Source organism: Telluria sp. BA11 (assembly GCF_056680305.1).
In genome coordinates this window covers 4,482,348-4,499,692 of record NZ_CM155275.1, presented here as the reverse complement: position 1 = coordinate 4,499,692, position 17,345 = coordinate 4,482,348, and the positions used below count along the sequence as shown (strand labels likewise).

The window sequence follows — 17,345 nt, the reverse complement described above, 5'->3', positions numbered from 1 at the left end:
GCCCATGTCCCTCGCCCCCACCGTACCGTCGACCGACGCCCAGCTGCCGGCCACCCGCCGCGACATCGCGCCGCTGCTGCTGGTGCCGGCGCTGATGCTGGCCACCCTGCCGCTGGTGGGCAGCTGGTCCACCTGGGTCACCCTCACCGTCGCGGGCCTCGCGATGGGCATGATGATCTTCATCATGGCCAGCGGGCTGACACTCGTGTTCGGGCTGATGAACGTGATCAATTTCGGCCACGGCGCATTCATCGCGGTCGGCGCGTTTTCCGCTACGCTCGTGCTGCTGCCGCTGCGCAGCTGGCTCGAGATGGATTCCCTGCCCATCAATCTGGCCGTACTGGCGCTGGCGATCGTGGTCGCCATGCTCGTCACGGCGCTGCTGGGCTGGGCCTTCGAGCGGCTGCTCATCCAGCCCGTCTACGGCCAGCATCTCAAGCAGATACTGGTCACGATGGGCGGCATGATCGTGGCCGAGCAGCTGATCCACGTCGTCTGGGGCGCCGCGACGATCGCCGTGCCGCTGCCCACGGCCCTGCGCGGCGCGTTCCTGCTGGGCGACGCGGCCATCGACAAGTACCGGCTGGTGGCGGTGGCGATTGGCCTAGTGGTGTTTGCCGCGATGTACCTGATCCTGAACCGCACGAAGATCGGCCTGCTGGTGCGCGCCGGCGTCGAACATGGCGAGATGGTCGAAGCGCTCGGTTACCGCATCCGGCGCCTGTTCGTGATGGTGTTCGCGGCCGGCGCGGGCCTGGCCGGCCTGGGCGGCGTGATGTGGGGCCTGTACAAGGAAACGCTGACGGCAGCGATGGGCGGCGAGATCATGGTGATGCTGTTCATCGTCATCATCATCGGCGGCCTGGGATCGGTCGGTGGCTGCTTCATCGGCGCGCTGCTCATGGCGCTGGTGGCCAACTACACCGGCTTCCTGGCGCCCGGGATCGCGCTGGTGTCGGGCATCGTCCTGATGATTTCGGTCCTGCTGTGGCGGCCCGCCGGGCTGTATGCGACGGGACGGGGGTAAACATGCTGCGGCAACTGTTATCGGGCGACCTGCCGCGCAGCCGCATCCTGACGGCGCTGCTGGTCGTGATCCTCCTCGGGCTGGCGCTGGCGCCGTTCCTGACTTCGGGCGCGCGGTCACTCAACACGGCGGCCACGATCTGCGTCTACATCGTGCTGGTGGCGTCCTACGACCTGCTGCTGGGCTATACCGGCATCGTCTCGTTCGCCCACACGATGTTCTACGGAATCGGGGCGTATGGCATCGGGCTGGCACTGGCGCGCGTCGACGAGCCGACCTGGGGCGTCGCCATGGCGGGGCTTGGCCTGGCGCTGCTGCTTGCGCTGGCCCTGGCGCTGGTAGTCGGGCTGTTCGCGCTGCGTGTGCAAGCCATCTTCTACGCGATGATCACGCTGGCCGTGGCCTCGTCGTTTGCCGTGCTGGCGTCGCAACTGTCCGACTTCACCGGCGGCGAGGATGGCGTCACGTTCCGCGTGCCGCACGTGCTTTCTCCTGCCTATCGGCTGGTCGAGCACGAGGTGTTCGGCCGCCATCTCGATGGCCGGCTGCTGACCTATTACGTCGTGTTCGTCGGCTGCCTGCTGCTGTTCCTGTTCCTGCTGCGGCTGGTCAATTCGCCGTTCGGGCGTGTACTGCAGGCGATCCGCGAAAACGCGTTTCGCGCCGAAGCCCTTGGCTACCGCACGATGGTGTACCGGATCTGGGCCAATGTCCTGGCAGCGCTGACGGCAAGCCTGGCCGGCGCCCTGATGGCGCTGTGGCTGCGCTACGTCGGCCCGGACACATCGCTCGGCTTCGAGGTCATGACCGACATCCTGCTGATCGTCGTGATTGGCGGCATGGGCACGATGTATGGCGCGGTCGTGGGCGCGACGCTGTTCACCCTGGCCCAGAACTACCTGAAGGACTGGATGGCGCACGGCGCTGCTGCGCTGGACGGCGTGCCGGTGCTGGCCGCCGCCCTGCACCCGGACCGGTGGATGCTGTGGCTGGGGCTGCTGTTCATCCTGTCCATTTACTGGTTTCCGGTCGGGATCGTTGGCAAGCTGCGGCTGCGGGCGTGGCTGGCGGCGCGCTCTCTGCGCTAAGAACATTCAATTCGCAAACATCCGTCGTATGCGACGTCGGGTTGAACGCGTGGACGGGAAACCCGTCCACCCTACGACCTCGGCGACTTTTTTTGGTTCCCCCTCCCCCTTTGCGTCGGGCCGGGCACGTGACCCGGCAGCCCCAACGCACCGCAATACCGCGGCGCCCGCCGTTTCTATGATAAAGCCTCGACTCACGACGCGACGCCTCATCATGCAACGACTCAATTACATGCTCGCCACAGCGGCGGTCCCGACCGCCTGCGCCCCTCACACCACCCAGGCAGCCGGGATCGAGGTACTCAGCGAAGATTTCGGCAACCTGGCCGACTCCCCGGGCTGGGTCCGCATCAACCGCAGCGTCCCGCTAGGCGCGCCATGGTGCCAGGGCGACCCTGACATCTTCCCCGCCCAGGCCGGCGCACCCGACGCCTACGCCGCCGCGAGCTGCCTCAGCGCCGCCCATGGCGTCGGCCGCGTCGACAACTGGCTGATCACGCCGACATTGACGCTCAGCGGCCCCACCACGCTGTCGTTCTTCACCAGCCGCGAACGCGTCGACGGCTTCGACGACCTGCTCGAAGTGCGCTACGGCAGCGGCTGCGGCAGCGGGACCGCTGCAGCGTCCTTCGATACGCTGCTGGCCAGCATCAGCGGCGCCGTCGACTTCCCCGCTCAATGGCAACCATGGCACCTCGACCTGACGGTGGATGGCACAGGCCGCTTCGCGTTTCGCTACCTGGGCGATGCGGCCAGGCTGAGCCATATCGGACTCGACACGGTGCGCGTGGTCACGCGGCTGCCGGAACCCACCAGCCGGCTTCTGCTGGCCGATGGCCTGGGCGTGCTTGGCCTGCTGCGCCGCCACGAGCGCCACTGACGTAAAAAAGCCGGCAACCCTCACGGGCTGCCGGCTTTCAACTACTGCCTGCGCGCTGGCTTATGCCTGGGCGCCCTTGTTGAACGCTGCCACGCCGGCAACGATCTCGGCCTTGGCTTCATCGATGCCAGCCCAGCCTTCGATCTTGACCCATTTGCCCGCTTCGAGGTCCTTGTAGTGCTCGAAGAAGTGCTGGATCTGCTTCAGGCGCAGCTCTTCCACGTCATCCAGCGACTGGATTTTCTTGTACATCGGCAGCACTTTTTCGATCGGCACTGCGATGACCTTGGCGTCGCCGCCGCCGTCATCGGTCATCTTCAGCACGCCCAGCGCGCGGCAACGGACCACGACGCCTGGTGGCAGCGGGAACGGGGTGATGACCAGCACGTCGCATGGGTCGCCGTCGTCGGCGATGGTTTGCGGCACGTAGCCGTAGTTGCACGGGTAGTGCATGGCCGTACCCATGAAACGATCGACGAAGATCGCGCCCGTGTCCTTGTCGACTTCATACTTGACCGGATCGGAGTTCATCGGGATTTCAATGATGACGTTGAAGTCGTTCGGCACGTCTTTGCCGGCTGGGACGTTGTTCAGGCTCATGATGGGATCCTTGGTTGCTAAAGAGTCAAAATTAGTCCGCCATTATAGCGAAAGGCACGCGTTACAACACAGTCGCCAGTGCGCACTGCCGGTAATGCTTGGCGGCCAGCTCGTCCTGCCCCAGTGCTTCATGCATCTGGGCCAGTTTCAGATGCGCTTCGCGCACCATCGCCGCTTCGGTCGCGTCCGACAAGGCTTGCTCCAGATAGCGCTGGGCCTTGCCCCACAGCTTCTGTTTCAGGCACAGCGTGCCGAGCGTGAGCGCCAGTTCGGCATCCTGCGGCCGTTCACGACGCCACGTTTCGCAGGCTTCGATCTGGGCCAGCAGCGATGGCGAGCCGGCCGGACTGGCCGCGTCGCGGTAGGCGCGCACGACGCGCTCGTCCCAATTGGCCTTGAGCGACTCTTCGGCAATCGCGCGCGCTTCGTCGTGCAGGCCGCGCGCATTGAAGGCGCCGGCGGCGCGCGCCGCGACGTACGGCACCGTGCGGTCTTGCGGGGGCACCGTGGCCCAGGTCCAGCGGATCGATTCGGCGTCGTGGTCTTCCCCGCCCAGCAGCGCTTCGTAGGCCATTTCGCGCAGGCGCCGCGCCAGCGCCGGATGCAGTGCATTGCGCTTGTCGAGGATGCGCACCAGGCGCAGCACCTCGGGCCAGTTGCGCGCCTGCTGGTTGGCCTTCATCGCCCACTGCAGCGCGTGGATATGGCGCTGGCCGCTGGCATTGAGCTCGGCCACCGCTTCGAGCGCCGCCTCAGGGCGGTGATCGTCCACCAGCAGTTCGGTCAGCGTCATCAGGCGCGCCGTCTTGAGCGTGGTGTCATGCGAAATGCCGGCCAGCCAGGCGTCGCGCCGTGCCGGCTCGCGCATGCGGTGCGCCGCGCGCGCGCCGATCAGCGCTGCCAGGCCCGTGTTCTCGGGCAGGTCGGCGGCGCGCATCGCGGCTTTTTCGGCGTGGCCGAAGCGGCCTTCGAACAGTGCCTTGAGCGCGTCGCGCAAGCCCTTGTTGCCATCGCGCTCGCGGCGGCGCTGGCGGTACGCGGCCACCCGCTGCGGCATGCGCGCCGTCGCGTAGAAGGTGCGCACCAGCACGTACAGCGTGGCGAACAGCAGCATCAGCACCACGACAAACAGATTGAGCGACATGTCGATCCGGTGCGGTGGATAGAACAGCACCACATTGCCCGGATTGAAGCGCGCCGTCACCGCGATGCCGATGGCCGCGGCCATCAGCGTAACCAGCCAGATGAGTAAGCGCATGGTTATTGCTTCGCTTTGTAGTTGCGCACCGCGCCCAGGCTCTCGGCCAGCGTCGGCAATTCGATCGTCAGGTCATTGGCCTGCACCTGGCGCAATGCCGCCTGGGCCGATTGCGTCGTGCGGGCGCGCGTGTCGAAGTACTTGGCCAGCATGGTCTGGGCCGTGGCCAGATCGTCGCGGAACGTGGCTTCGTTACGCGACAACAGGGCCAGGCGCGCATTGAGCAGGCGCAGCTTGAGGTTTTCGCGGATAAAGAACGATTCGCTCGGCGACAGCATCAGCGCCTCGGGGTCGTCGACACTGCGCACGCGGATCAGCTGGCGGATATCGTCCCACATCTCCTGGCTCCACATGCTCCAGGTCTGCAGCAGGCGCTGGCCCACGCCCAGCGACTCGGGCGGGACGGCCGGCGCGGCGCCCTTGACAGGCGCGGCCGCAGCCTCGAGCCGGCGCGTCGTGCGCACCGGCGCCACTGGCAGCAACGGCTTTTCATCGGCCAGCATCGGCAGCGTCTCGACCTGGACGATCACATTGTCCAGGCGCAGCGCGACGCCGGCCAGATCGACCGCCGGCAAGGCCTTGAGCTTGTCGATGTCGGCCGCGATCGCGCGGCGGATGGTCAAAAATTGCGGCGCATTCGAGCTCGAGACGGCGCGATCGGCGTTCTGCAGCGCGATCAGGGCGCCCTGCACATTGCCGGCCAGCTGCAGCTGCTGGCTCGCGGTCGCGAGCACCTGCTCGATTTCGGACAGCGCCCACTCGTCGCGGTTCTGCGACAGATCCTTGTAGAGCTGCTCGAGCGCGACCTGCTGGCTCTGCGCTTCGCTCTGGCGGCTCTCGAGCACGCCGACCTTGATCTGCAGTTCCTTCGACTGGTCGGCCACGTCGCGCGCGAGCGCCGCCGTCTCGGCATTGACCGCATTGCCCTTCTGCAGGCTGCGCGCCATGTCTTGGCGCAGCGAATTGATGCGGCTGTGCGACGAGACCGTCTGCACGGCCAGCAATGCGGCCAGCGCGATGACGGCCAGCGGCAACGGCCGCGCTACGCGGTCGAACAGGCCATGCGCGGCCGGACCGCTCACGCGCGGCGCAGCAGGCGGTACCGGCGCCTCCTCCGGCTTGGCAAGGCTGGGAGCGGGCACGCTGGCCTGGGGCTGGTCTGAGTTGTTCGGCAATTCGTTCATTCTTGTGATTGTAACGCTGCTAGTAGGCGTGCATCGCCGGAACCGGTGAGGCGCACGTGTTCCAGGCCCAGATCGCGGGCCGTCTGTGCAATCCGCGCATGGGGCACGATCAGGCGCTGCTGCATCAATCGCGCCATCAGCGCATTGTCGTCGATGGCTTTCACCAGCCCGGCCAGGCCACGCAGGGCTTCCGAGCTCGTGATTATCCAGTCGTTTGGCTGCGCCAGCAAGGCGCGCAATCGTGTGGCCAGTTCCGCCGTCAATACCGGCGTCGCGCGGCGGTAGGCCGCGACCGGTTCGACCCGGGCGCCAGCGGCGCGCAAGGCGTCGGCCAGCAGCTCGCGTCCGCCGTCGCCGCGCACGATCAGCACGCGTTTGCCGGCGTACGATGCGAGGTCGAGGCGCTGCAGCAGATGCTCGGAATCGCTGTGCGCGCTGTCGGCCGGGCTGAAAATCGTACACGTGTCACCGGTCACGCCGTGGCGTGCCAGCGCGGCGCGGCTGCCATCGCCGACAATCGCCACCGGCACGGCCACGGGCCAGGCGTCGATGTGCGCGAACGCGGCGTCAATGGCATTGGGCGAGACGAACGCTACCAGCGCAAACCGGTCGAGTTCAGCCAGCGCCGCGCGCAGCGGCGTGGCATCCTGGACCGGGCTGATCTCGAGCAGCGGCAGAAGGACGGCCGTGCGGCCGCTGGCGGACACCGCCTGCGCCAGCGCATCGGCCTGCGCGCGCGGGCGCGTGACGACGACGACGCGCGCCGTCTCAACCATGTCAGGCATCCTGGTTTGCAGCGGCATCGAGACGGCACGCCGCCAGGATCGCATTCGCATCCTGCTGGGCCAGCAACTCGGACACCTGCTCGCCCAGATATTCGGGCTGCTCGACCGAACCGCTCACTTCAGCGTGCGCGCTGCGCTTGCCGTCCGGTGTGGCAACCATCGCGCGCAGGCGCATCTGGCCGCCCTGCACGGTGGCGAACGCCGCCAGCGGGATCTGGCAGCTGCCGCCAAAGATGCGCGAGACCTTGCGCTCGGCCAGCACGGCGCTGGCCGTGTCGTCGTGGTTCAGCGGCGCCAGCACGGCGCGCAGGTCGACGCCGTCGCTGCGCGCGCTGCTCAGGATTTCGATCGCCATCGCGCCCTGCCCGGCCGCCGGCAAACTCATTTCGGGTTCGAGCAGTGCGCGGATGCGCTGCGGCAGGCCGAGGCGCTTGAGGCCCGCAGCGGCCAGGATGATGGCGGCATATTCGCCGCGATCGAGCTTGCTAAGCCGCGTATCGAGGTTGCCGCGCAGAGGCAGGATGACCAGGTGCGGATAGCGCGCCGCGATCAGCGACTGGCGGCGCAGGCTGCTGGTGCCGACGATGGCGCCGGCCGGCAGCGCGTCGAGGCTGGCGTAATCGTTGGACACAAACGCGTCGCGCGGGTCTTCGCGTTCGAGCACGGCGGTCAGCTCGAAGCCTTCGGGCAGCTCCATCGGCACGTCCTTGAGCGAGTGCACGGCCAGGTCGGCGCGGCCTTCGGCCATCGCGACTTCGAGTTCCTTGACGAACAGGCCCTTGCCGCCGACGGCCGACAGCGTGCGGTCGAGAATCTGGTCGCCCCGTGTCGTCATGCCAAGAATCTCGACGCGACACTGTGGATATAATGCGACGAGCCGGTCGCGTACGTGCTCCGCCTGCCACATGGCCAGGCGGCTCTCGCGGGATGCGATAATGAGTTTTGACGGCATCGTTGGCGCCGCTGGCGCCGAAGTACCTTGCTGAATAGCTGCTAACACACGAATTCTTTCACTGTCATTGGGCCGATCCGGCCGATGCCGGTAACCGCTCCCTGCATAAGATCACAAATTTTATCATGGGGGCCTCTTGCAGACCGTGGCCAACCGCCCTCGCACAACGCTTACTTGTGGTCGATATGAACAATCCTGCTCTCCCTGACGTAACTACCGGCGCCGACAAGGACGCGCCGCTCAAAGAAGACATCCGCCTGCTTGGCCGCCTGCTGGGCGACGTACTGCGCGACCAGGAAGGCGCCGAGGTCTTCGACCTGGTCGAAACCATCCGCCAGACCGCCGTGCGCTTCAGGCGCGACGACGATCCCGATGCCAGCAAAGAGCTCACGACGATGCTGCACGGGCTCACGCGCGACCAGACCATTTCGGTCGTGCGCGCGTTCTCATACTTCTCGCACCTGGCCAATATCGCCGAAGACCAGCACCACAACCGCCGCCGCCGCGCGCACCTGCTGGGTGGCTCGGCGCCGCGCGCCGGCAGCATCGGCTACGCGCTGGACAAGCTGGCCGGCGCCGGCATCGGGCGCGACGAAGTGCAGGCATTCTTCAATGAGGCGCTGATTTCGCCCGTACTGACGGCGCACCCGACCGAGGTGCAGCGCAAGAGTATCCTGGACGCCGAGCACGATATCGCGCGCCTGCTGGCCGAGCGCGACACACCGCTCACGCCACGCGAGCGCCAGCGCAACGAGCAGATGCTGCATGCCCGCATCGCCACGCTGTGGCAGACGCGCATGCTGCGCTACTCGAAGCTGACGGTGGCCGACGAAATCGACAACGCCCTGTCCTACTACCGCATCACCTTCCTGCGCGAACTGCCGGCGCTGTACGACGACATCGAGTTCGAGATCGCCGAACAATACGGCCCTGACGACGGCGCGCAGGATACTGCGCCCAAGCCGCACGCATCGTACCTGCAGATGGGCAGCTGGATCGGCGGCGACCGTGACGGCAACCCGAACGTCAACGCCGACACGATGCGCCACGCGCTGACGCGCCAGTCGACGACGATCCTCGACTTCTATCTCGACGAAGTCCATGCGCTGGGCGCCGAACTGTCGGCCTCCACGCTGCTGGTGGACGTCACGCCTGCCCTGGAGCTGCTGGCCCAGAACTCGCCCGACGCCTCGCCCCACCGCAGCGATGAGCCCTACCGGCGCGCGCTGATCGGCATCTATGCACGCCTGGCCGCCACCGCGCGCGAGCTGGGCGTGGGCCACATCCTGCGCAAGGAAGTCGGCCACGCCGCGCCGTACCTCGACCCCGAACTGTTCGCGGCCGACCTCGAAACGCTGGCCGACTCGCTGCGCCAGAACCACGGCGCGATGCTGACCATGCCGCGCCTGGCCGGCCTGCTGCGCGCCGCGCGCATCTTCGGCTTCCACCTGGCCTCGCTGGACATGCGCCAGAGTTCGGACATCCACGAGCGCGTGCTGGCCGAACTGCTGGCCCGCGCCGGCGTCGAGGCTGACTACGCCGCGCTCGACGAAGACGCCAAGGTGGCGCTGCTGCTGCGCGAACTCGACAGCGCCCGGCCATTGATCTCGCCATGGGACACCTACGGCGAAGAGACGACGTCCGAGCTGGCGATCCTGCGCTGCGCGCGCGAGATCCGCCTGCGCTACGGCCCGCGCGCCATCCGCAACTACATCATCTCGCACACCGAGACGGTGTCCGACCTGCTCGAAGTGCTGCTGCTGCAAAAAGAGACCGGGCTGCTGCGCGCCAGCAGCGCGACGGGCGAAGTGATGGTGATCCCGCTGTTCGAAACCATCCCCGACCTGCAACGCGCAGCCGGGATCATGGATGCGTGGATGGCGCTGCCGTTCGTGGCGAACGTGATCGCCAAGCAGGGCCACCTGCAGGAAGTCATGCTGGGCTACTCCGACTCGAACAAGGACGGTGGCTTCCTGACATCGAACTGGGAGCTGTACCAGGCCGAGTTGAAACTGGTCGAGGTATTCGCGCAGCAGAAGGTCAAGCTGCGCCTGTTCCACGGCCGCGGCGGCACGGTTGGCCGTGGCGGTGGACCGAGCTACGACGCAATCCGCGCCCAGCCGCCGGGCACCGTCAATGGCCAGATCCGCCTGACCGAACAGGGCGAAATCATCGCGTCCAAGTTTTCGAATGCCGAAATCGGCCGGCGCAACCTGGAGCTGCTGGTCTCGGCCACGCTGGAAGCCAGCCTGACGCCCAACACGGCGAGCGAAGCGCAGACCGGTCGCCTGCACCGCTTCGAGTCGGTGATGGCCGAGCTATCCAACCGCGCCTACAAGGCCTACCGTGACCTGGTCTACGACACGCCCGGCTTTACCGACTACTTCTTTGCCGCCACGCCGATCGCCGAGATCGCAGAGCTGAACCTCGGTTCGCGCCCTGCTTCGCGCAAATCGACCCGCCGCATCGAAGACCTGCGCGCAATTCCGTGGGGCTTCTCGTGGGGCCAGTGCCGCCTGCTGCTGCCGGGCTGGTTCGGCTTTGCGTCGGCAGTTCACGGCTGGCTCGGTGAAGGCGAGGTTGATGCGAAACTGGCCGAGCTGCGCACGATGTTCCAGGAATGGCCGTTCTTTGCCACGCTGCTGTCGAACATGGACATGGTGCTGGCCAAGACCGACCTGCCGATCGCCCGGCGCTATGCGGAACTGGTGGCCGACGTGGAACTGCGCGAGCGGATCTTCAAGCGCATTACGGCCGAACATGCGCTCACGCTGACCATCCTGGAAGACATCACCGGCACGGGCGAGCGCCTGCAGGGCAATCCGCTGCTGGCGCGTTCGATCCAGAACCGGTTTGCCTACCTGGACCCGCTGAACCACCTGCAGGTGGAGCTGATCGGCCGGCACCGGGCGCTGGCGCTCGATCCGGCGAGCCAGGTCGATGCGCGCGTGCACCGGGGCATCCACCTGTCGATCAACGGCGTTGCGGCCGGTCTGCGCAATACGGGCTAACGGTTTAGGCCAGTTGCAACACGCCGGTCTGCCGGCGCCGCTCTACCGGCGCCAGTTGTACCGGCGCCGCCTGCCCCAGCTTGAAATTCCCGACCAGCACACTGAGGTTGGCCGTCTGCTCCTGCATCGAGGCCGCCGCCGCGGCGGCCTGCTCGACCAGCGCAGCATTCTGCTGCGTGACGGCGTCGATTTCCCCGATCGCGCTGTTGACCTGCGCGATGCCCTGTCCCTGCCGCTGGCTGGCAGTGGCAATCTCGGCCACGATATCGGTCACGCGCCGCACGCTGGCCACGATCTCGTCCATCGTGCCGCCGGCCGCCGCGACGAGGGATATCCCGTTGTCGGCGTGCCGTACCGACTCGTCGATGAGCACCTTGATTTCGCCGGCCGCTGCATTGGCGCGCTGGGCCAGGTTGCGCACCTCGGACGCCACCACGGCAAAACCGCGCCCCTGCTCGCCGGCGCGCGCTGCCTCCACCGCCGCATTGAGCGCCAGGATATTGGTCTGGAACGCGATCGATTCGATCGTGCCGGTGATGTCGACAATGCGGCGCGAGGATGTATGGATCGCGCCCATCGTGTCGACCACGCGCGCCACCGCTTCGCCGCCCTTGACGGCCACCTGGGACGCCGATGCCGTCAGCGTGTTGGCCTGCAAGGCGTTGTCGGCATTCTGCTTGACCGTCGCCGCCAGCTCTTCGATCGATGCCGCCGTTTCTTCAAGTGCGCCGGCCTGCTGTTCGGTGCGGCGTGACAGGTCCAGGTTGCCGCTGGCGATTTCACCGGACGCCGTTTCAATGGCGTCGGTACTGCCGCGCACCTGGCTGACCACCCCATGCAGGTTGGCGCGCATGCGCTGCAGCGCCACCTTCAGGCGCCCGGTTTCGGTCCGGTCGTCGGCGTTGCAGTCGAGCGTGGCGCCCAAGTCGCCGTCGGCGATGCGGCCTGCGAACGCCACCGCTTCCTCGAGCGGGCGCCGGATGGCGCGCGCAGACAGCTGGCCCACCACCACCATCAGCATCACGGAAATCAGGGACGCCAGCAGCAGCAGGCGTTCGGAGCGCACGACCAGTTCGTGCCCGCCAACGCGCGTGGCCTCGGCGCTGGCCCCGATGGTGTCGCTCAGTTCGCCCATGCTCGTTTCGAGCTTGCGGAAATGCCCCATGAAGTCCGCCTGCGCCTGGCGCGCCGCAACCGGGTCGGCAAACGCCAGGTCGATCATCCGCGCCACGCTCTTGAGATAGGCGTCGACGTCGGCGCGCACGGCAGGAATGGCGCTTTGCAAGGCTGCGTCGGTATTCTCCTTGGCCAGCGTGTCGATCAAGCCGGCCAGTGTCGCAGCATGCTGCGCATGATCGCGCCGGACCTCGGCCTGCTTGCCTGTGTCATCCGGCCCGACAATCAGCGCGGCCAGCACGTCGGCGCGCAAGGCGTCGTGCGCCATGTCGGCCTGCAGCTGGTTCTTCAGCGCGCTGCCATTGTCGGTGATGGCGTTCATTGCCGTTTCAAGCGACAACATCGCGCCATAGCCGATGCTGGCCACCACAGCGGCCAGAAACACCGCTGCCAGGTTGGATAGAAACAGCCGGTGCCGGATGGTCAGATTCATGGTGATTTCTCCCTACAGTTTGAACGATAGCCCGACCGTGAGCGCGGCATCGGGCGTGCGCCGGTTCAGGCCCAGCGCGAGCATGGCGTCGAGCTGGCAGCGGTCCGACAGCAGCCACGCCATGCCCGTGTCGAAGGTGGCCACGGTGCCGCCGTTGGCGCTGCGGGCGATCTGCGGCGCCGCCACTTCGACGAATGCGCGCCAGGTCGGCGTCAGCTCCTTGCCGAGCACCACGCCGAGGATGCCGTAGCCATAGCGCTTGCCTTCCTCGGTGCGCTCGCGGCCGACGCCGGGCATCACGCCCAGCGACAGATCGCCCGGCAATTCCCATTCAGCCGCCACGCGCAGCGACGGGCGCACACCCTGGCCGCGCCAGGCCCGCGAACCGCTGTCCAGGTCGGCATGCAGCAGCACACCCACCGACGGGCGGCCCGGCGCCTCGTCCTGCACATGCCACTTCACGCCGAGCGCAGTGTCGGCGTAGCCGGCTGATGTGCCCTCGCCACCCGCATGCTGGACCGTACGGCCGTCGGTCTCGAGCCGCAGTTCGAGCACGTCGCCCACGCCATAGCGCAGCAGCGTGGGCATGCTGTAGGTCCGTGCGCGCACGCCATCGGTCTTGTCCCGCTCGGCCAGCACGCTGGTCTCGATCTGGAACCGGCCGCGGCCGACCACATTGCTGGACTCGACGAAATCGGGCCGGTCGGTAACGATCCCGTCGTCGGCAGCCATGGCTGACAGCGGTGCCAGCAGCGCCAGGCTGGCAAGACAGGTAAAAGTGAAGCGTGGGGATGGGGAGGTAGGCATCTTGCGGTCTTTCAGGAAAGGAGGTCTGCGCCTGGAATGCAGGTCGAGTATTGCAAAGATTTGTCGGCGTAGAACACATGTCTGCATTTATTTCTTGTGTTCAATAAGTGGTGTGTATTGACAGCCACGGTGTGCTTGAAACCGAGATAATGAACTGTGGTTTTTGGAGAACCGCGACGTATTCTGGAAGGTCGTCTGCAGAACAAGGCCGTCGCAGATGGGTTCGACAACGCGAAAAAAAGCCGCCCGGTGCGAACCGGGCGGCTTGTTCATGTCGACAGCGTCGACGCGGCATCTGCCGGCTTACTGATTGTGCAGGAACGTCTTGAGCTTGTCCGAGCGCGACGGCTGGCGCAGCTTGCTCATCGCCTTGGCTTCGATCTGGCGAATGCGCTCGCGGGTCACGTCGAACTGCTTGCCCACTTCTTCCAGCGTGTGGTCGTTCGACATCTCCACGCCGTAACGCATGCGCAGCACCTTGGCTTCGCGCGGGGTCAGCGAATCGAGAACTTCCTTGATCACGTTGCGCATCGAGGCGTGCAGTGCGGCGTCCAGCGGGGCCAGCGTGGCGTTGTCTTCGATGAAGTCGCCCAGCTGCGAATCGCCGTCCTCGCCCATCGGCGTTTCCATCGAAATCGGCTCTTTCGCGATCTTCATGATCTCGCGAACCTTGTTCTCTGGCATTTCCATCTTCAGGGCCAACGTCGGCAGATCCGGCTCGCTGCCCGTTTCCTGCATGATCTGGCGCGAGATGCGGTTCATCTTGTTGATGGTCTCGATCATGTGCACCGGGACGCGGATCGTGCGGGCCATGTCGGCGATCGAACGCGTGATCGCCTGGCGGATCCACCACGTCGCATACGTCGAGAACTTGTAGCCGCGACGGTATTCGAACTTGTCGACCGCTTTCAGCAGGCCGATATTGCCTTCCTGGATCAGATCCAGGAACTGCAGGCCGCGGTTGATGTATTTCTTGGCGATCGAGATCACCAGGCGCAGGTTGGCCACGGTCATCTCGCGCTTGGCCTGACGTGCACGCTTTTCGCCCGCCGCCATCTGCTTGTTGATCTTGCGCAGGTCGGCCAGCGGCAGTGCCACGCGCGCCTGCAGGTCGATCATGCGCTGTTGCAGTTCCTTGATCGCCGGCAGATTACGGCTCAGCACTGCGCTGTACGGATACGCGCAGTCGACTTCGCGGTCGCCCCATTGCAGATCGGTTTCATTGCCCGGGAAGACCTTGATGAAGTGGGCGCGCGGCATGCCGCAGCGGTTCACGCAGATGTCCAGCACGGCGCGCTCGATCGAACGCACTTCGTCCATCTGGCCGCGCAGCGTGTCGCACAGCTTCTCGACGACCTTGGCGGTAAAGCGGATGCCCAGCAGTTCGTACGAGATGACAGCTTGCGCATCTTCGTATGCCGGCGAGCCATACCCCTTGTTCTTGAACGCGTGGCCCATCAAGTCGAACTGCTGCTCGATCAGTGCAAATTTCTCGAGCGCGCTCTTCTTGAGTTGCGCGAGTTGCTCTGGCGAGTAGCCGGCAGCGGCGCCGCTGTTGACGTCGCCCTCTTCTTCTTCGACTTCTTCCTCTTCTTCTTCGTCGTCCTCTTCGCTGATCGCAGCGGCGTGGGCGACCGAGGCGGCTGGCGCCGGGGTATCGTTCATGTCGACGAAACCATCGACCACGTCGTCGATCTTCAGTTCATCGTTGGCGATCTTGTGCGACAGCGCGATGATTTCCGAGATCGTCGTCGGGCACGCCGAGATTGCCTGGACCATGTCCTTCAGGCCCTGCTCGATGCGCTTGGCGATTTCGATTTCGCCTTCGCGCGTCAGCAGCGACACGGCGCCCATTTCACGCATGTACATGCGCACCGGGTCGGTCGTGCGGCCGAAGTCCGAGTCGGCGGTCGACAGCGCGGTTGCGGCAGCCGCTTCCACTTCGTCTTCGCTCGTCGGCGTCACGGCCTGGTCCGACAACAGCATCATTTCGGCTTCAGGGGCGCGCTCGTAGACGGCGATGCCCATGTCGTTGAAGGTCGCGATGATGCCTTCGATCGCTTCCGGATCGATGATGTTTTCCGGCAGGTGATCGTTGATCTCAGCGTGGGTCAGGAAGCCCCGCTCCTTGCCCATGTTGATCAGGTTCTTCAGTTGCTGGCGACGGCGCTCGAGTTCGGTTTCCGAGAAGCCTTCTTCCTTCAGCAGCGCAATGCCCTTGGCCTTGCGCTCACGCACTTTCGATGCGGCCTTCATTTCGGCGCGCTCGACGGCGTTCAGCGCCGCGACTTCGTCGTTTTCCGGCACGAATTCGCTCGGCTTGCGGCCACGGCGGCCAGGCACCTTCACCTGCGGCAGCAGGTAGCCCGACGTGTCGATCGCCGCCAGCGCGGCAGCGTCGGTGGTCTTGCTGACGGTGCCGACGGCATTGGTCTGGGCGACTGGCACCGACGCCGGGCTGGCGTCGACACGACGCGCGGTGCGGGTGCGCACGACTTTCGGCGCTTCTTCGGCCACCGGGGCAGGCTCGGCAACGGCGGCGGCCACGGCGTCGGCTGGTGCAGCTTCGGCAGCAACGTCGCTTTCCGGCTCGGCGTTTTTCAATGCCGCCAGACGGCCGCGCTTGCGTACGATGACCGGTGGCGCGGCTGGCTTGGCCTGCGTTGGCATGTAGTCGTCGGCAGGATCGTGCGCATCGGCGGCGGTGTCGGTGGCGACAGGTTCAGGCGCGCTGACCTCGACCGGCGCGGCAGCTTCCACTGGCGCGGCGGCCACCGGCTCGACTGCTGCGGGTGCGGCTTCAGCGACGACTGGGGCGGCAACCGGCTCGGCGGCGGGGCCACCGGCGGCCAGGATCGCGTCGGCCTGGGCTTTGAGCGTCGCCAGGCGCGAACGGGTCTTGACCACCGTGACCTTGGCCGCCGCTTCCGTTTCGAGGAAGTAGGAAGTGGCGGTTTTAGGCACTGCCAGCGGGGCCGATGCTTTGGCAGGGGCTTTTTTCGCTGTCAGTGTCAATGTCTTGGCGGTGTTTTTCATAGCTTAAAACTCTCCAGTCGAGGCGAGTAGCGCGCCTGCGAAGTCAATAATCCAGCGGGCCCCGCGTACGGGACCTGGGAATGGGGAACGGAAGTGGCCCTACCTTAGGGCGGACATGCCAGACTTCAAGCTCGACCTGCCCTTCGGTGCGCGCGCCGGCGTAATATCGGGGCTGCGGGCAGGTGGCGTTGGTCGCTGTTCAAAATCGTGCTGTGCATGTCGGAACGAAAAAAAGCCCGCTAACACGGGCTTGCATCTATTTTTCTAGAAGAATAGGAGATGGGGCCATTACGCCCCAATGCAAGTTTTGGTGATCATCGCTTGATCCGGTAAAGGATCTGCACGCGTCACCGGGTGCATCGCCCCTGCATGATGACCTTCTTGCTGGTCTGCGCCGGCGCAAGCCGGACTCAAGGCAAGAGGCGGATCATACACGATTTCGCGTTTCAATGCTTCATCGCAGTGCGTCTTTCTCAACATTTATTAGTGGAACTAGTACAATGCGGCTTTTAGCGCCGTGCTATCCTTCGCAATCCTGTTCTTACCATGAAGTCAATGAATACCAATACCCCTGCAGAGTCCGTCGACACCACCGCCGCGCCAGCCACCCCGGATGCACAGCAGCCAACGCAGTCGCCAGCCGAGCCGGCAGCGCCAGCAGCCCCGGCTGCGGCCCCGGCATCAGGCCAGTCGGCGCGCTCGCTGCTCAAGCAACTCCAGCAGGAGTATCCCGCGTTCCGTGACTGCCTGCCACTGTCGATCGGTATTGACAAGCAGTTGCAGGCACGCATGCCGGGCCTGGACAAGAAAACGATGCGCGCCGCCCTCGGCATCCACACCGGCTCGATGCGCTACCTGCGCGCGATGGAAAAAGCCAAGGTCCGCTACGACCTCGACGGCACCGCCGGCGCCGAAGTGCCTGAGGCGCACCGCCTGCACGCTAAAGAGCAGCTGCAGCAGCGCTTCAAGAAAGAAGCCGACCGCAAGAAGGCCGAGCGCGACGCCGCCCTCGAAGAAGAAAACAACCGCAAGCGCCAGGAAAAACTGCAGGCGCTGGCGTCCAAGTTCTCGAAGACTTGAATTCGGGCGACGCCATGAAGGATGCGGC

Annotated in this window: 13 protein-coding genes; 5 read left to right on the top strand and 8 right to left on the bottom strand. The window is 65.8% G+C overall.

Annotated features, from left to right (window positions below; all coding sequences use genetic code 11):
• The first annotated feature begins 4 nt into the window (after positions 1 to 4).
• The 3 genes from AC1MGT_RS19810 to AC1MGT_RS19800 all read left to right on the top strand — a co-directional run bounded on the left by AC1MGT_RS19810 (position 5) and on the right by AC1MGT_RS19800 (position 2,995).
• A complete protein-coding gene (locus tag AC1MGT_RS19810; protein ID WP_499501696.1) occupies positions 5 to 1,027 on the top strand; it encodes a branched-chain amino acid ABC transporter permease in 1,023 nt (340 codons plus the stop codon).
• 2 nt (positions 1,028 to 1,029) lie between these two features.
• Positions 1,030 to 2,115 carry a branched-chain amino acid ABC transporter permease gene (locus AC1MGT_RS19805; protein WP_499501695.1) on the top strand — a complete coding sequence of 362 codons (1,086 nt, stop codon included), beginning with the start codon at positions 1,030 to 1,032 and terminating at the stop codon, positions 2,113 to 2,115.
• Positions 2,116 to 2,329: 214 nt separating this feature from the next.
• A complete protein-coding gene (locus AC1MGT_RS19800; protein WP_499501694.1) occupies positions 2,330 to 2,995 on the top strand; it encodes a choice-of-anchor J domain-containing protein in 666 nt (221 codons plus the stop codon).
• 60 nt (positions 2,996 to 3,055) lie between these two features.
• On the opposite strand, the gene ppa is transcribed toward AC1MGT_RS19800, so the two are convergent.
• The 5 genes from ppa to hemC form a co-directional block, all read right to left on the bottom strand.
• Positions 3,056 to 3,595 carry an inorganic diphosphatase gene (gene ppa / locus AC1MGT_RS19795; RefSeq protein ID WP_258837489.1) on the bottom strand — a complete coding sequence of 180 codons (540 nt, stop codon included), beginning with the start codon at positions 3,593 to 3,595 and terminating at the stop codon, positions 3,056 to 3,058.
• A 61-nt stretch (positions 3,596 to 3,656) separates the two neighbouring features.
• Positions 3,657 to 4,853, bottom strand: a complete 1,197-nt coding sequence (locus tag AC1MGT_RS19790; protein WP_183550809.1) for a heme biosynthesis protein HemY — start codon at positions 4,851 to 4,853, stop codon at positions 3,657 to 3,659.
• A gap of 2 nt (positions 4,854 to 4,855) precedes the next feature.
• Complete coding sequence (locus AC1MGT_RS19785; RefSeq protein WP_499501693.1) at positions 4,856 to 6,037, bottom strand: uroporphyrinogen-III C-methyltransferase; 1,182 nt, start codon at positions 6,035 to 6,037, stop codon at positions 4,856 to 4,858.
• Positions 6,034 to 6,822 (bottom strand): uroporphyrinogen-III synthase, encoded by a 789-nt coding sequence (locus AC1MGT_RS19780; RefSeq protein WP_499501692.1) that lies wholly within the window; start codon positions 6,820 to 6,822, stop codon positions 6,034 to 6,036. Before AC1MGT_RS19780 ends, AC1MGT_RS19785 begins: the two co-directional genes overlap by 4 nt.
• Positions 6,815 to 7,774 carry a hydroxymethylbilane synthase gene (hemC, locus tag AC1MGT_RS19775; RefSeq protein WP_499501691.1) on the bottom strand — a complete coding sequence of 320 codons (960 nt, stop codon included), beginning with the start codon at positions 7,772 to 7,774 and terminating at the stop codon, positions 6,815 to 6,817. Before hemC ends, AC1MGT_RS19780 begins: the two co-directional genes overlap by 8 nt.
• A 185-nt stretch (positions 7,775 to 7,959) precedes the next feature.
• Here hemC and ppc point away from each other — a divergent pair, with 185 nt between their 5' ends.
• The gene (gene ppc, locus AC1MGT_RS19770) at positions 7,960 to 10,785 is read left to right on the top strand and encodes a phosphoenolpyruvate carboxylase (RefSeq protein ID WP_499501690.1); all 2,826 of its coding nucleotides are present in this window, start codon (positions 7,960 to 7,962) and stop codon (positions 10,783 to 10,785) included.
• A gap of 4 nt (positions 10,786 to 10,789) precedes the next feature.
• On the opposite strand, the gene AC1MGT_RS19765 is transcribed toward ppc, so the two are convergent.
• From AC1MGT_RS19765 to rpoD, 3 genes are all read right to left on the bottom strand, one after another.
• Positions 10,790 to 12,394: a methyl-accepting chemotaxis protein gene (locus AC1MGT_RS19765; RefSeq protein ID WP_499501689.1), complete on the bottom strand. Its 1,605-nt coding sequence runs from the start codon at positions 12,392 to 12,394 to the stop codon at positions 10,790 to 10,792.
• 12 nt (positions 12,395 to 12,406) lie between these two features.
• Entirely contained in the window at positions 12,407 to 13,201 is a 795-nt protein-coding gene (locus tag AC1MGT_RS19760; RefSeq protein WP_499501688.1) for a transporter, read from the bottom strand.
• A 303-nt stretch (positions 13,202 to 13,504) separates the two neighbouring features.
• On the bottom strand, positions 13,505 to 16,237 hold the full coding sequence (gene rpoD / locus AC1MGT_RS19755) for an RNA polymerase sigma factor RpoD (protein WP_499501687.1): 2,733 nt from the start codon (positions 16,235 to 16,237) through the stop codon (positions 13,505 to 13,507).
• 555 nt (positions 16,238 to 16,792) lie between these two features.
• Here rpoD and AC1MGT_RS19750 point away from each other — a divergent pair.
• Positions 16,793 to 17,317, top strand: a complete 525-nt coding sequence (locus AC1MGT_RS19750; protein WP_499501686.1) for a ProQ/FINO family protein — start codon at positions 16,793 to 16,795, stop codon at positions 17,315 to 17,317.
• The last annotated feature ends 28 nt before the right edge of the window (positions 17,318 to 17,345 follow it).